This window comes from Halobacillus sp. K22 (assembly GCF_052246795.1).
In the GTDB taxonomy this organism is placed as follows: Bacteria; Bacillota; Bacilli; order Bacillales; family Halobacillaceae; genus Halobacillus.
In genome coordinates, this window is record NZ_JBQQCN010000010.1 from 91006 (window position 1) to 106617 (window position 15612).

Here is a 15612-nt window from a genome sequence, read left to right on the forward strand (position 1 = left end):
TCTCCTCTGTGGCAAAAATAAGCTGATCGAAAAACTTCATATTTTTCGATCAGCCTATAGCGGCTCTTTGGCCGCTTTTTTATTTAATCTGGAAGACCAAATAAGTCGTAACAAAATAGGTTACTATTATAAGAAAGGAAGGCCATAAATAGTTCCAAGGTTTTGCTTTCCTCCTGGTAATACTTAAGATAATCAACAGGATAAATAGAATCGATGCCCCCGCTGTTATTAAATTGGCAGAACTTGAACCTTGAAGAAGATTTCCTCTAAAGTACATCAGATCAGTTATCGCTAGAATCATTAAATTAAAAGCATTACTGCCAAGAAGAGAACTAATTCCTAAATTAAAATTTCTAAGTTTAAGCGCTGTTCCCACACTGACTGCATCAGGAAGGGATGTACTGATGGCCACAAGAAAGGCTCCAATGAAAGAAGCTCCAATCCCTGTAATAGCAGAAATTCTTTCCGCCGTAATTGTAAGGACACTCCCTATGATCATGATTAAGACAGCGGAAACAATAAAATGAAATAATACCTGCTTATAGGTGTATTCTGAGTATTTTTTGTTCTTGTCCTCTCTCTTTACTTTTCTTCCTTTATATTCTGTGCGGTCATTAATTAACTTTGAGCCTATAAAATAGATTAGTATAGTAGCTATTGCCGTATAGCTGACATGATAAATAGGCGTTGGTAAAGAAAAAGTCAAACCAAGCATGACAATCAACGTCATGAGAATGACCAGCCAGCCATACAGCTTACTCTCAACCGTCGCATGAGTTAAAATTTGATAGCGTCTATAAACAATATCAAATATAGCAAGCCCCATAATATTAAATAGATTACTTCCGATCAGATTTCCCACAGCCAGATCAGGACTGTCAATTATGATAGCAGTCACACTTGAAGTAAGCTCAGGCAATGATATGGCAATTCCGATAATAGCCCCCATAAATGCCGAAGAGGCCTGGCTTTTTTCTTTTACGGCGTCTCCGAATACAGCCAGTCTTGAGGCCACAAAAAACGTACTTATTCCTGATAAGAAAAATAATACAAATATTAACCAATCACTCATTCAATAATCTCCTTCATCTATTCATTCCAGTTATACATTATTTTAGCAACATTTTGTCACCTTTCCCTCTCCTAACCGTTCTTAAACAGTAAAAAAAGACCAGCAAAATGCCGGCCTTAGTATGCCTATTTATCGTATTACTGTTTTACTGCGTTTTTTTCATCTTCTTTAATTAAGTCGGCTGTCAGCTGCCCTGAGAGTGTAACCATCGGAACGCCTCCTCCAGGGTGAGTAGAGCCACCGGCGAAGTATAGTCCGTCATACACCTGACTTCTGGATGGAATTTTAAAACCGCCATTCGATTTACGATCAGCAGCAATTCCATAAATAGAACCACCATTAGGTCCGTATAAAGACTCTAAATCTTCTGGGGTAAACCGGTATTCAAATTCAATAGAATCTCTCAAATCTGTGAGTCCCATTCTTTCAAGCTTTTCAATGACTGTCTCCCGGTATTGATCCCAGTCAATCGGTTTGCGTTTTCCATTAGTCAGCGGGGGTACATGGGTTAGTACAAATAAGTTGTCTTTACCCTCCGGCGCCTGTGTCTCATCGGATCTCGCAGAAATCCCAATATAAATGGTTGGATCATCCGCCGGTTTACCCTGATCAAATATTTGTTTAAATTCTTTCTCAGGATCCTCGGAGAAGAAGAAATTATGGTGCTTTAATTGATCGAATTTTTTATCCGTACCAAGAAGCAGGACAAGTCCTGAAACGGTAGGATCGAACTTCTTCTGAAGCGTTTTTGTTTCTTTCTTCACTTTGGATGTCTGTGGAGCCAGGCGACGATAGGCAGGAATCGCTTCAAGGTTTGATACTACCACATCAGCTTCATGAACGACCCCTTCTTCTGTTTCAACTCCTACCACTTTCTCACCTTCTACAACCAGGCGCTGGACAGGAGTATTTAAGTGAATATCTACGCGAAGTTCATCCATCAATCGGCCCATGGCTTCTGCAATCTGATACATTCCTCCCTTAACATAATGAATACCTAATCCTAGCTGCACATAGACCAGCTGATTCAAAATGGCAGGGGAAGAGTATGGATTGGAGCCTACATACATGACAAAGAAATTGAATAACTGCTCCAAATATTTGTTATCGAAATGCTTATGCGTCGACTTTGCTACGGTATTTAATGGATCCATCTTTAATAGTTCACTCAGTTTATGATGACTTTTCAAATCTTTTAAGTCCTGAATACTATATTTATAGAAGCTTTTCATACATAATTCATACATATCCTGTGTATAAGAAAGAAAGTCTGTAAGCTTACGGTTCGGACGATCCGTAACTTTTGCCATCTCCTCAAGCATGCTTGGCAGGTCACTTGTTACGTCGAGTTGAGTACCGTCTTCGAAAAAAGTTCTCCATTGCGGTTCTACACGCTCTACCGTTATGTAATCCTCAAGTTTACGGTGTACGCTCTCAAATAACTGCTCTAATACCCACGGCATCGTTAAAATGGAAGGACCCGTATCAAAAGTAAAACCTTTTCCTTCCCTGCGGTTTAACTTTCCACCAAGGTTACTGTTCTTCTCAATTAATTTTACCTTATATCCGTCTCCGCTTAAACGGATAGCTGTAGACATACCACCAAGTCCTGCACCTACGACAATCGCTATTTTCTGTTTCAACACTTCCACCTCCACAGTTAATAAACAAACGGAATCAAACGATATCTTGTTTGACACCAGTTTCGATACATCTCTCCATGAGCATTCGTCAGCATGGCTTCTTCAATGCGAATTCTATGTAGTAAGGCGGCTGCCAGCAATCCACCACAAAGAATAGCTGTCCACAAATTTCCCACTCCCAGGCAAAAACCAACAATGATAAAGAACAGCCCTGTATATAAAGGGTGCCGTAATTTCCGGTAGGGGCCGCTGCTCACTAGACGATCACCTTTTTTTACAGACACGTCCCTTGTAAACTGGTCTTTTAAATGAAGAATTCCCCAGTAGCGTAAAACAACTCCACTTGCGTAAAGAAGTAAACCAAACCACCACAGGGTTCCAGAGGTAATTACCCCTATTTCCCATTCACGCATAGCTAGCGATAGTGCTACCGCCAGTATAACGGCAATAAGGATAAGGGGGAACGATTGGCGCTCCAGATGTTCACCCTTAGAAGAACCACGATTGCGGAACAGGATGAACTCACCGACCCACAGTGCAGTTACCAGCAAAAAAGCGGCTTCGAACGTATTCATGTATCCGAACTACTTCTGGGATAAAGCTCCTTCCTAGCCATCATGTTCCCCCTCCTAATTCTCATAGCTGCTACCCTCTCGCTTTTCCCATAATCCAACCAGCTTAAACGGTTGAACACTCTCTGAGAATTGCTTGAAAGATTGAGCAGCAAAATTTATGATGGTTAAAGGAGAATACATAATACACTCCATCTCATAGGTTCTTTAAATTCCAAGGAGATGAATACAGCGAATGGAACTGTTATATGCTATCTTTATTATATCTGTTGTTCTCCTCACTTTCTATATTATCTTTAAATCGCTGACCAAACAGAGTTATATCCTCATGGTCATAATTGTTATTCTTTATTCAGCACTTTTAGTTTGGAGTTTTGTAGAATAGGAAAGACCGGTGCCAAAGCACCGGTCTTTTTATTATTTCTTTTCTTTTCTCTGTTTATTAATTGCTTCCCTGATATGATAGAGCTCCGCGTACATAGCTGTTGCATACACGCTGAGAATACTCAAGAACATGGATAAAACAAAAACAGATCCATCCAAATCAAATCCGAGCACGGAAGTGAAACCAACAATGGCCCCAATGATGACTCCGATCCCGGTTAAAAAGATGATTTTTTGTAACGTTACTGAATAAAACACCCAATCACCTCTTCCACATAATCTATGGTTAGTTATACCCTTAGCGGTCCTCGCTTACACGTATAAGGTTTTGTCAGTTAAATCATGAAGCATTATTATTTCCTGAGCATTAGTTCTTATTTGAGGCAAATAAGTCTGTAGATCCCATGATTATATATAAATGCTCTGATAAAGATTGTTTTTGATTTTTAATAAGTAAAGTCTTCAAATAACGGGCCGTTTACTGTAAGACTCAGTTTCGTGATATTGGTTATGAGGAAGGTCCTTCGGGGGACGATTTCGCTTTCCGCGGGCATGTGCTGAGCTTCCTCGGGCTTAACAGCCCTGCGGGATCTCACCGATCATGTTTATCCCGCAGGAGTCTGCATCGTCCCCCTCCGGACCTTGCCAAATCAGCAACTCGAAACCACTTATGGTATCTTCTTGAAGCACAAAATGAGCATGGGAGCATCAGGATTTGTCGTGCTATAAATATGGGGAATAGCCTGTCATTGGAGTATTTAAGACCAGTTAAGAAAAAGAGCACGTTCTCTTCTAGCAGGGTCCGTTATTCTCCTGTGGCTGGGTTGGTGAGGAAATGGCGATACTCCCATGGGAGTAGGGACTAGGTGAGATCCCGCAGGAGTGAAACGAGCGAGGAAGCTCACCGTTCCCCCATAGGAAAGTGTTCAAATGTGCAATCACCCCGATAGACACGAACAGCATAAGCCGACCATCAAAAGGATGGCGGTTTTTCCATCCGTTGATGAGCGGCTTATGTCTCGAGGGTCTGGGTGATGGAACAAGACGAGTTATTTCCCCACCAGCCCTTCTCCATTTAACGTAACGGGTCCAGATTATCTCGAAATTGAGTCTTCCGCAAACGGGAGCTTATCTATAACAAGGAAAAACGAGATTTAATGGAGCATATTAAAAAATCCCCACCGGCATTTGACTGCCATGTGGGGATTTCTTCATTACTTATTAAGCTCCTGCCCAGACATCTTTAGCAAGACGCCCTTCTGATTCAAGCTTCCTCATCCACTCAGCTGCCTCTTCATAAGTCGTTTCATGCTGATATTGGTAACTATTTATAATACTTTCTATGACCGCAGGGGCCATTTCACTGCCATCACCGCAAATGTACAGGCGGCCTCCTCGTTCTAGCACCGAAAGAACAGTAGAAGCGTCTTCCCATAGTCGATCCTGGACGTACACTTTACCTCTTCCTTCAATTCTTGAAAAAGCAGTATGGAGGCTAATGAGGCCTTTATCTGCCGCATTTTCCAGCATGTTTTTATACAAAAAGTCCTGCTCTGGATGGCGGCATCCGAAATATAAATGCGCTTCTCCAAGGTTATGCCCTTCTTCCAGCATATTTTCTCGTGCTTGAATAAATCCACGGAATGGAGCGATGCCGGTTCCCGGACCGACCCATACCATCGGCGTTTCTGGATTTTCAGGCAGAGTAAAGTTAGATTGTGGGGTGTTAATAAAACAAGCCACCTTATCATCAATATCCCGGTTAGCCAGATAATTGGATGCTGTTCCTTTGAACTCTCCTCTTCCGCTCCAGGCCGAATCTTTCACCACACTTACTGTAACACTCGCCTCATGCGGATACTTTCTAGGGGAGCTGGAAATTGAATAGTAACGAGCCTTAAGCGGTGGAAGAAGAGCCAAGAATCTCTCAAAAGGAACTTCACATGACAAGTAATCTTCAAGAAGATCCAGCATCGTAAGCCGCTTGCCTAGTATTTCAGTTTTGTAAGTCTCATCATCAAGAAAATTCTCCAATTCCATTTTGTGTGGAGGACAAGGGTTATTCGCGGCCAGGTCCCGAAGCTGGCTCCGGGTAGCCGGTTCTTGCAGCTCCACATAAGAGGTGAGGAGCTCTCTTAAACTGATCGGCTGACTCGTTGGGAGATGCGTCGCTTTTCCAGTGTCTTCACCAAGAACGACGTACTCTTCTCCCTTTAATTGAAAACGCCGAAGTACACGTTCCACCAGTTCTGTTCCATTTTGGGGAAGAACGCCCAGGTGATCGCCCTCCTGATAATTCACCCCTTCAGGCAGTTTTAATTCAAGATGCCGGGTACTTCGTTCATTGCTAGTCTGTAATTCACTATTTTCCTTCACCACCGCTGTAAAAGCATGGTGAGTACGGGCAAGAGGAGTCTGGGTGACACCACTTACAAACTCCATAGAAACATTACTGGATGGATCGCCAGCTTTCTCCAGTTCTAAATTAAACGTTTCTGCGAGTGCTGGCCATAATGTTTCTTCCCACTTTTCTAAATCGCCTTCAAAGTCTTCACTCGCATCTCCGTCTCCTCGTGTAATGATACGCTCCGCTCCCAGATCCTGGAGTTCTTCATCAATCAGTGTTGGAATTCTTTGATAAGTGCTGGCCCAGTTCCGGTCGCCACATCCAAATACAGCATAGCTCACTCCTTTAGCTTCACCTTCATTTGCTTCCTGAAGCCAACGGACAAAAGCGTCAGCATTATCAGGTGGGTTTCCATTATAGGAGGCTGATACCAACAGAACGACCCCTTCTGCAGGCAGTGCTGCTTCATATTGATTTAAAGGAGCGGTTTTAACATCAAAACCCCGCTGTTTTCCAGTCTGCGCAAGTTCTCTAGCCACTCCTTCTGCTGTACCCAGGTTAGACCCGTATAATACCAGTAAGGGGGTGAGGTGGGCATCAGCTTCAGGCACGCTTGCCGTTTCCGTTTCAGATGCTTTTTCTGCTTCTTTTTGAACAGGGGCAGCCTGCATTAAAGTCGCATCACGTCTTGATTTTACGCGCATGGTCAACCCATCCGGCTTCATTGTTAAAGTTTCTTTAACATCCAGTTGATAATTCGCATGGTCCTCCAGGTCAAAGTATTGTAACACCATCCCAAGGACGAGAGTAGCTTCATGAAGGGCAAACTGTTGTCCTATACAAGCCCTCTGTCCATTCCCAAACGGTTTATAGGCATGGTTCGGTATTTGGGATGGATCCTCAAAACGTTCAGGCTTGAACGTCTCGACATCTTCTCCCCATACGCTTGTATCCCGGTGAAGCTGAGGGAGAAGCAGCGTAAACGTCTCTCCTTTTTCTACTTCAAATTCTCCGGCAAGCGTAGTATTTTCTTTCGCATAAACGGAAAAAGCAGGAGCCGTTGGCCATAACCGTAAAGCCTCGTTTAATATCATTCTTACATACTTTAGTTTTTTCACTTGTTTATAGGATGGTATATCCTCTCCCAGCACTTCATCCACTTCTTCCTGAGCTTTCTTTAACTTTTCAGGATTTTTAAGTAGATAATGAATGGCAAAAGATAGAAGACCACTAGTTGTTTCGTGTCCGGCAATCAGAAAGGTAATAATCTGGAAGCGGATATTTTCATCGTCCAGCGATTCTCCAGTCTCCGGATCTTTCCCTTTCAACATATGAGCAAGTAAATCATCTTCTCCTTGATCACCTGCTTTCTTGCGCTCCGCAATTAACTCATCAACTAGGTTGAACATATAATCAATATCTTCTTTATACTGTTTTTTTGAACGGATCATCAGCTTATCTTGAATATCCAGACGCTGAGTTTGATTCATAGATTCATCCAGTGCATGCACCATCTTTTCTACAAAAGGGTGAGACCTCTCACGGTAAAAGCTATTAAACCGGTAATTAAACCCGCACAGCCCTATAGTGTCAAGGGTTAATCGGGTCATGTCTTCTGGAACCTCAATTTCTTCATTCGGATTAAGCCGCGCCCATTTTTGTATAAGCTGAGAAGCAAGATCAACCATTTTATTATGATAGCCTTTCATTGCTTGCTGGCTAAAGCTGGGTAATAAAATATTATGCGCTTTTTTCCAGTTGATTTCTTCTGTTTCACTGGTAAATAGACCGTCTCCCCCAAAAGCCCGGACTTTTTGCAGTGCAGGTCCGACCTTCTTATCAAAACGAGACTCATCACAGATCTCAGCGGCAAACTGTGCACTTGAAACAAATTGACTGGTACGGCCAGGGAATTGAAACTGATAAAGCGGACCGTATTCCTCAGCTAGTTTCATAAACGACTGTATAGGCTTTTCTTTATTGATAAGCGGCAAATTCCCGAGTGGTCCATAGGATTTAGGCTGCGGAAGATTTTTTGTGTTTTCCACGAATAGTCACCTCATAAAATAGTAATGTATATATACCGGAATGAATATTCATTCCTAATTAAAAATAAATACACTATCGTGTTTAATGATAGCGTATAGCATCCCAACAACTTTCTTCTACTCCAATAAATAAATCATCTGTTTCTTCTATACTTCCAGCACGCACCAGCTGATGCAGTTCCAGAAAACCACCAAAAATAATTGCAATCATTGCCATGGAAGGAAGATCACGAATAACTCCTGCTTCCTTTCCTTGATCAAGGAAATGCTTTAATCTGCTTAAAAGCCGCTCAAAATCTCCACGACTGGTTTCATTTAAGAAGTAAGCACCATTGTGAGTCTTAATGAAATAAAGAGCATTTTCATGTTCGCTTGTAAAACGGGTCATTCCTTTAAACAAATGGTGAAATTGTTCTCTAATGGATGAATTCCCAGGGTAACCTTCTGAAAGCGTATCAGCAAACATCTTTACATAATACTGAAATAAAGTATTCACTAGAACTTCTTTATTATCGAAATAACGATAAATTGTTCCAGCTCCCACCTTCGCTTCATTAGCAATCATGGGAATCGTTGTGGCATCAAACCCTCTTTCAGCAAATAACATGAGGGCGCTGCTTAAAATATTGTCTCTTTTCGTTGGTGCAACCATGATCAGTGACTCCTTTAATTTCGGAATGAACGTTCATTCCTATTATAATTATAGCATCCCCTCTTTTCAACCAATAATAGATTCACGTTTTCAAAAAGAACCGATAAATTTGTTTTAGAGTTAGCAAATTGTGAAACACTTTCCTCAGGAAGAGAAATAAATAAAGTTCTCTTCTACACTTTAGGAGGTGGAGGAATATGGAAAATACCACTTATAAAACAGGCGAAAGCGTGCCGGAAGACGGCACTTATAAAGTAGTAAGCCGCGTGGATGGTGGAGAACTCAACAAGGATGACACGGAAATAATGATTGAAAAAGGTCAGAAGTTCCCTAACTCCCCCTCAACTGATAAGGAAGCAAACTGGACAAAAGCATAACCATTGCTTTCTGAAACCGGGCTTTTCTGCACTTTTATGTGCAGAAGAGTCCTTTTTTTAGTAGATTTTCTCTTTATTATACTAGTATATCTCATACCCTCTTCAAAAAAATAAAAACAATTTGGGACTATTAATCGGTAAATTTATTCTTCACCCTTCTTTTTAATTACCAAGATAGTTAATTTTTGAAACTTATTAATTCATTTGAGATGCATTTTTAGAAGGAAATAGAAAAGGAAGGCTGACAATTTCAGCCTTCCTTAGTCATAAGAGTTCATTAATTTAATCGTTTTTCGCCTTCCTATTGTTTGGATTGCTTGCGAATAAAAATACCAGCTGCTGCAAGGGCTGCAACTATGGAAGCATATAACCAAATGTCATGATTGGAAGCTGTACCGCCCATACCAGTGTCTGGCATTTCAGCAGGCATCTGCTCGCTCATAAACATCTCTGGGTTCTGGGCGACGATTCCAGTAGAAAGTGCTTTGGAAGCACCAAACATGTGTGCATAAGAATCTCTCAATGTCTCATAAGTTTGTTCATAGTCTCCTGCTGCATATTGATCAAAAGTCTCAAATAAGAAATCGGCATGCTGTTGGAGGCTTGGGGCAAGCTTCTCAGCACTAAGTTCTCCATTTGTTCCTTCTTCAAGGAAGTTGGCAAACGTTTCGCGGTAATCCTCTAACGCCTGCATTGCTTCTTTTTGTTTTTCTTCATCTTCATTTGCTGTTGCTTTTACGTAAGATACAAAGTCTTTGATATGCTGTGTCCAAATCTCATTGAATTGATTGCCAGCTTCTTCGCCAAACACTTTCGTCATAGCTTTTGTAAGGTCTTCTGTGTTGTTGGAAAGGGCTTGAGCTGACGCTTCAAAATCTTCTGAACCCTCCAGACCATTTTGCATAGCCATTGTAGCCAAGCCTACATGTTCACTTAGCAAATGATTTAAGTTCGAGCGCAAATCGGCAGCTGGATTTACAGCTTTAGTATGGTTGAACTTGTCCGGGAATTGATTAACAATGGCACTTGACATGCCTTTACTTACCCCGTACATATGCTCGATCGCTTTTCGTTCTTTCATGTAAGCTTCTTCATAGTTTCCTTCAACATAAGCATCAAAAGCTCCAATTAATTGGTTAACATGCATTTGCAGGCCTTCAGATAGATTTTCAGCTTTCAAACGGTTTCCAGTTGCTTCTGAAATAAATGTAGAAAAGTCTTCACGGTACTGACTGAGTTCATCCAGTGCTTCTTGTTTCGCTTCTTCATCCTCATTGCCCGTAGCTTTCACGTAATCGACAAAATAACCGATATGCTCCGACCACATATCTTCAAATTTGTTTCCAGCTTCTTCTCCGTAAACCGAAGAGATGGCTTTCGACAAGTCTTCCGTATTAGAAGATAAAGCAGATGCGGATTCCTCAAAGTCTTCAGCACCTTCTGCACCCTTCCTCATAGTTTCAACCGCAAGGTAAGCATGTTCACTAAATAAATTATCCAGCTGAGCGCGGAGTTCCACTGCTTCTGTTGATACTTGCGGCATCTTATGATCCTCAGCATTTACAACATCCATTGATGTAGGGACTAGCAGAGTTGCACTCATCGGTACGACTAACAAAGCTTTTTTGAAATTCATAATGTTTTCCTCTCTCCTTTATTTTTGGTTTTTTCACTAAGCTATCGCAGCAAAGAAGATTTTGGATCACATTTTTATTGAAAAAACTTAAATCGAGTAGGAGGAGGTGACTAACCTCCGTCCTCTCACACCACCGTACGTACGGTTCCGTATACGGCGGTTTCATAAAATTCAACGTGCTTTCAATGATTTCAAACCCATACGTTGCCAATAATGGTCATTGAGTGTGCGGTGGAGAATAGGGCTGCTGGCTATACGCCAGTAGCCTTTTCTTGTGTTTCCCTATTCATAGGCTTTCGCCTTTGTCACTCCCAGGGCCATTAAATTCTTCACCTTCGTCTTGGGCAACTTCCATTCTTTCCATCGAATCATTCGGAGTCTTCTTCTCAACCATTCCATCATTCTTTTGAAGACAAAAGGCGTTTCGGCCAACTGAAAGTAGTTATACCATCCGGTAAGAAATTCATTGATTTTCTTAATTCGGTATTTCATATCGGCACTCCACTTTCGACTTGTCAATTGGCGTAGACGTTGTTTGGCCTTGTGAACCGAATCCTTATGGACGCGCACTCTAGCTTTTCCTTTCACCGAAGGTGTAAAACTGAACCCGAGAAACTTACGTTTCCAAGGGCGACTCACCGTGCTTTTCTCTCGGTTTACCTTGAGTTTTAGCGTCTTTTCGAGGAAAGTTGTCATATTCCTGAGGATTCGCTCAGCGGCGCGTTTGGAACCTGCATACATTTGGCAGTCATCGGCAAACCGAACGAAGCGAATCCCTCTGGATTCCAGTTCTTTGTCCAGTTCATCGAGCACAATGTTAGAAAGGAGAGGGCTTAATGGACTTCCCTGAGGTGTTCCTTTTCGGTTTGGGGTCGTAAGCCCACCTTCCATAATGCCTGCTTGAAGATATTTTCGGATAAGACGAAGCACCCGAGGGTCTTTAATGCGGAAGCTTAGCGTTCGCATCAAACGGTTGTGGTTCACTCGGTCGAAGAATTTCTCGAGGTCGATGTCCACCACCCAGGTGTATCCTTCATTGATGTAGGACTTCGCCTGTCTCACATCATGTGCTCGCTTTCCCGGTCGGAATCCATAACTTTGGGTGGAAAACGTCGGGTCATACATCGATTGAAGATAGAGGTTAAGCGCTTGTTGGATCGTACGATCCATCACCGTTGGGATACCTAACTTCCGGTTACCTCCGTTCGATTTCGGGATTTCGACTCGACGGACGGGAGACGGTTGATACGTACTCTTCAGAAGTTGATCGTGGATGGTATCCCATTCTTCCGAAATCTGAGCTTTCAGTTCGGAAGTGGAAACACCATCAACGCCATGACTTCCTTTATTCTTTGTCACCTTGAGATAGGCGGCATTCATATTGTTTCGGTGTAGGATGCTTTCCAACATATTTCGCTTACCCTCCACGTGACCATTTCGTTCTATTGTGTGGCATCGATCTTCCACCCCAGTTACGCCCTCGAAGACTTCACTTCTCTCTCGCAACTGGTTGATATATTCTGTGTCATCAGATGATGCGTACGCCAGGAAAATGGTACTCATTTTATGATTCAGCCCTTCCCCTACCTTCCGGAAGGTAAGGTACTATGGCTTCGGCTGACTTCTGATGGTTCAGCGATTCCTTAGGAATCGGTTACCGCATGTGTACGGCTTGTCCATCAGACCTCCCCGGGTAAAGGTATAAACTTCCTTTCCATCCCCGTCTCATTTACTGCCTGCCCCTTTGGTCGTTGGGGCTTCGTCTTGTTTCGCAGACTCCTCCCAGACAGACAGCCTTCTATGAGATTCGTGTTCCTCGGGGCGGAAATTTGTCTTCAGCTTCCTTCAGATTCCAGGTCTTCCTGGACACCCTTGCCTTTGACTAACAGCTACAACGACCTTCGCCGTTCGGGACTTGAACCCTAGAGTTTATACCCATGCCGGGCACACAAAAATTGCAGACAGCTGTCAAATGCTGTCTGCAATAGGATTCAAAGTATTTACAGTTCAGAGCTTAATATTACTTCTCCTTGAGGAGTTTTACTAGTTGCATTTGGTTCTTTCGATATGGCTACAGCATCCCAGTTTGTACCCTCAGGTAAGTTACTTAATGAGTAGGATACTGCACCTTCTCCACTTTGGTTCGCTACAAACGTTCCAGCCCGGTAAGGTTTTTCACCTTCAATGAGCCATACCTGGTAAACTTCTTCCCCCTGAAGCTGACCTAATTGTTCCGCCTGCAAGGTAAGAATATCGCCTTTTTCCTGCTGAATGAGAGCTGCGGTAGCACTAGCTTCTGTCCCTTCTGATTGAAGCTGTACTCTCGCCCTTACCTGGTCAGTCCCCGTTTCAAAACCAGACGGATTTGGTTCCTCAGGTTCTGGAGTCGTTTGCTCCTGATCATCGACAAGTGCGAAAAGGTTTCCAGCCAGGGAAAGCACTAACGCTGCTGCGAGTCCCCGCAGGAGCCAGGGCCGATTTTTTCCAGACTCAATTTTCTTTTCGTCGAGATTATTCACCTGTGAAGGTTTTTGGTGGTTTTTAATAGATGCATCGTTGTCATTTTCACCAGCGGCCGGGGATTCTTGAGAAAACACTTCTCCCAATACTCGGTCTTTCATGTCCTCAGGAGGGGTCACAGGTTCAGAAGCAAATGGCAAATCATCTGTAAGTATCTCTAATTCTTCCAATTCTTCCTTACAATCCGCACACGTTTCTAAATGGTTCTCAAATTCAACCTTTTCTTCTTCACTCAATTGACCATTAAAGTAATCAATTAAGTTATCGCATTCCTTACGCATCATGTACCCCCCCTTTCTGCGTTGATAAATGTTTCTTCAAATGTTTCAGGGCTAGCCTTATGCGGCCTTTTATGGTTCCCAGAGGTAATTCAGTTTGCGAGGCAATTTCACTTTGACTTAATCCTTTAAAATAAAATAAGTCCACCATTTGTTTTTGTTCATCCGATAACTGTCTAACTGCCTGCCGAATTTCGTACCCTCGCTCTTTCCACTCGACTAAATCTTCCATAGAGTCCGTTTCATCTTCAGGAAGATCCGTTTCTTCCTCTAAAGTAACTTCCTGTTTTTTATGCTTACGTATAAGATCAATAGCTGTATATCTTGTGATCGTTACGATCCAGGAAGAAAATTTCCCTTTACTTTCATCGAAGTGAGCTTTTTGCGTCCAAATCTTAATAAATACTTCCTGCAGTGCTTCTTCTGCTAAAGCTTGATCACCGGATAACTTGATGACAAAAGAATAAAGCAGCTTTTCATATTGATCATAGATCAATTCAAGCGCTTGTTTATCACCTTCAACAATCCGGCGATAGAGCTCTGTATCACGATTGCTCATAGCACACTCCTTTAATTGGTGGATATCATCATCATAGCATAGGGCATCTGCCTATACAGCTATCGGCCCCTGCCTTCATTTGGATCACTCTTTTTAAAGAACCTCTTGGATTTAAACAGAGATTTCTTATTGAATATAACGAACCTATCATCCCATAAAAAATACGCCCTTTCTAATAGAAAGGGCGCACGATATTTAATTACTAAGCTTGCATGGCTTCTCTCTCTTCACTTTCCTGATCATGCTTTTTCTCCGACTCCGCTACCACTACCGCACAAGCTGCATCACCAGTGATGTTAAGAGCTGTACGAGTCATGTCCAGCAGACGGTCGATACCAATAATTAAGGCAATTCCTTCGACTGGAAGAGATACTTGGTTCAGTACCATTGCAAGCATAATTAGTCCGACCCCTGGAACACCAGCCGTTCCTATACTAGCGAGCACTGCTGTTAGTACCACCATGACCAGTTGGCCGAATGATAAATCAGTGCTGTAAACCTGGGCAATAAAGACGGTGGCCACACCTTGCATAATAGCTGTACCATCCATATTAATCGTAGCTCCCAGAGGCTGGACGAAACTACTCACAGGTTTAGGTACATTTAAATTTTCTTGAGCCGTCTTCATGGATATAGGCAGCGTAGAACTACTGCTTGATGTACTGAAACCAACGGTCATTGCCGGGAAGAATCCTTTAAAGAACTTTATCGGATTCATTTTACCTAAGAAGGATACAGCTGATCCATAGGTAACTATCGCGTGAATAAATAATCCTAAGATAACTACAATCATATACATACCCATAGCTTGAGCACCGTCCAGTCCCATTGTACCGATGGCTGAAGCTAACAGGCCGAAGGCACCATATGGAGCGAATCTCATGATCAAGTTAACAAGGTACATCATAATGTCGTTCCCTTGCTCAATTAAATTCATAATCCCTTCTGTCTTCTTACCTAGAATAGCCAGGGCTAATCCGATGAAGATAGAAAAGGCTATTATTTGAAGCATATTTCCTTCTGCCATAGCCTGGATAGGATTTGTTGGAATGATTCCTGTAAACGTTTCGACCACTCCAGGAGCTTCTTCACTTTCATAGCTCGCATCAGCTGTATCAATGTTAATATTCCCAGGCTCGAAAATATAAGCGAGTGAAAGAGCAATGCTGATAGCAATCGTAGTAGTAACTAGAAAGAATGCAACGGTCTTGCCCCCAATACGCCCCAGCTTCTTAGGATCTCCCAGGGAAGCAGTTCCAAGCGTAATGGAAAAGAATACAATAGGAACAACTAACATCTTAATTAAATTTAAAAAGACGGTTCCTAGAGGATTGAATATAAAAGTATCTAACGTTCCAAATAGATCCGGTGCAGTGAAATGCAGTGTGATTCCTACTACGGCACCGAGAATTAAACCAATAAATATTTTGGTGGTTAGATTCATGGCGAAACCTCCTATAATAATATGAAAGCGCTTTCTTATATTTTTGTTAAAAAAATCGGGTGTATTAAATGATGCAGGGA

General features: G+C 42.3%; 11 protein-coding genes and 1 pseudogene. 1 reads left to right on the forward strand and 11 read right to left on the reverse strand.

Annotated elements, in window-relative coordinates; translation table 11 throughout:
* Positions 1 to 79 precede the first annotated feature (79 nt).
* From ACTWPM_RS09505 to ACTWPM_RS09530, 6 genes are all read right to left on the reverse strand, one after another.
* The gene (locus ACTWPM_RS09505) at positions 80 to 1072 is read right to left on the reverse strand and encodes a sodium:calcium antiporter (RefSeq protein ID WP_443132805.1); all 993 of its coding nucleotides are present in this window, start codon (positions 1070 to 1072) and stop codon (positions 80 to 82) included.
* A gap of 137 nt (positions 1073 to 1209) precedes the next feature.
* Entirely contained in the window at positions 1210 to 2715 is a 1506-nt protein-coding gene (locus ACTWPM_RS09510) for a phytoene desaturase family protein (protein WP_443132806.1), read from the reverse strand.
* 17 nt (positions 2716 to 2732) lie between these two features.
* Positions 2733 to 3290, reverse strand: a complete 558-nt coding sequence (locus ACTWPM_RS09515; protein WP_443132807.1) for a methyltransferase family protein — start codon at positions 3288 to 3290, stop codon at positions 2733 to 2735.
* 414 nt (positions 3291 to 3704) lie between these two features.
* Entirely contained in the window at positions 3705 to 3929 is a 225-nt protein-coding gene (locus tag ACTWPM_RS09520) for a hypothetical protein (protein ID WP_443132808.1), read from the reverse strand.
* Between the two features lie 963 nt (positions 3930 to 4892).
* Positions 4893 to 8066, reverse strand: coding sequence for a bifunctional cytochrome P450/NADPH--P450 reductase (locus tag ACTWPM_RS09525; protein ID WP_443132809.1), 3174 nt, complete (start codon positions 8064 to 8066; stop codon positions 4893 to 4895).
* A gap of 82 nt (positions 8067 to 8148) precedes the next feature.
* Positions 8149 to 8721, reverse strand: coding sequence for a TetR/AcrR family transcriptional regulator (locus ACTWPM_RS09530; protein ID WP_443132844.1), 573 nt, complete (start codon positions 8719 to 8721; stop codon positions 8149 to 8151).
* 194 nt (positions 8722 to 8915) lie between these two features.
* On the opposite strand from ACTWPM_RS09530, the gene ACTWPM_RS09535 reads away from it, so the two are divergent.
* Complete coding sequence (locus ACTWPM_RS09535; RefSeq protein WP_443132810.1) at positions 8916 to 9095, forward strand: YjzC family protein; 180 nt, start codon at positions 8916 to 8918, stop codon at positions 9093 to 9095.
* A gap of 301 nt (positions 9096 to 9396) precedes the next feature.
* Here the strand turns inward: ACTWPM_RS09535 and ACTWPM_RS09540 are convergent, their stop codons facing one another.
* The 5 genes and pseudogenes from ACTWPM_RS09540 to ACTWPM_RS09560 form a co-directional block, all read right to left on the reverse strand.
* On the reverse strand, positions 9397 to 10731 hold the full coding sequence (locus tag ACTWPM_RS09540) for a copper amine oxidase (protein WP_443132811.1): 1335 nt from the start codon (positions 10729 to 10731) through the stop codon (positions 9397 to 9399).
* Between the two features lie 171 nt (positions 10732 to 10902).
* A pseudogene (gene ltrA / locus ACTWPM_RS09545) lies at positions 10903 to 12141 on the reverse strand (group II intron reverse transcriptase/maturase).
* Positions 12142 to 12731: 590 nt separating this feature from the next.
* Entirely contained in the window at positions 12732 to 13535 is an 804-nt protein-coding gene (locus tag ACTWPM_RS09550; protein WP_443132812.1) for an anti-sigma factor, read from the reverse strand.
* Entirely contained in the window at positions 13525 to 14088 is a 564-nt protein-coding gene (locus ACTWPM_RS09555; protein ID WP_443132813.1) for an RNA polymerase sigma factor, read from the reverse strand. Before ACTWPM_RS09555 ends, ACTWPM_RS09550 begins: the two co-directional genes overlap by 11 nt.
* A 202-nt stretch (positions 14089 to 14290) precedes the next feature.
* Positions 14291 to 15532, reverse strand: a complete 1242-nt coding sequence (locus tag ACTWPM_RS09560) for a dicarboxylate/amino acid:cation symporter (RefSeq protein ID WP_443132814.1) — start codon at positions 15530 to 15532, stop codon at positions 14291 to 14293.
* Between the last annotated feature and the right edge of the window lie 80 nt (positions 15533 to 15612).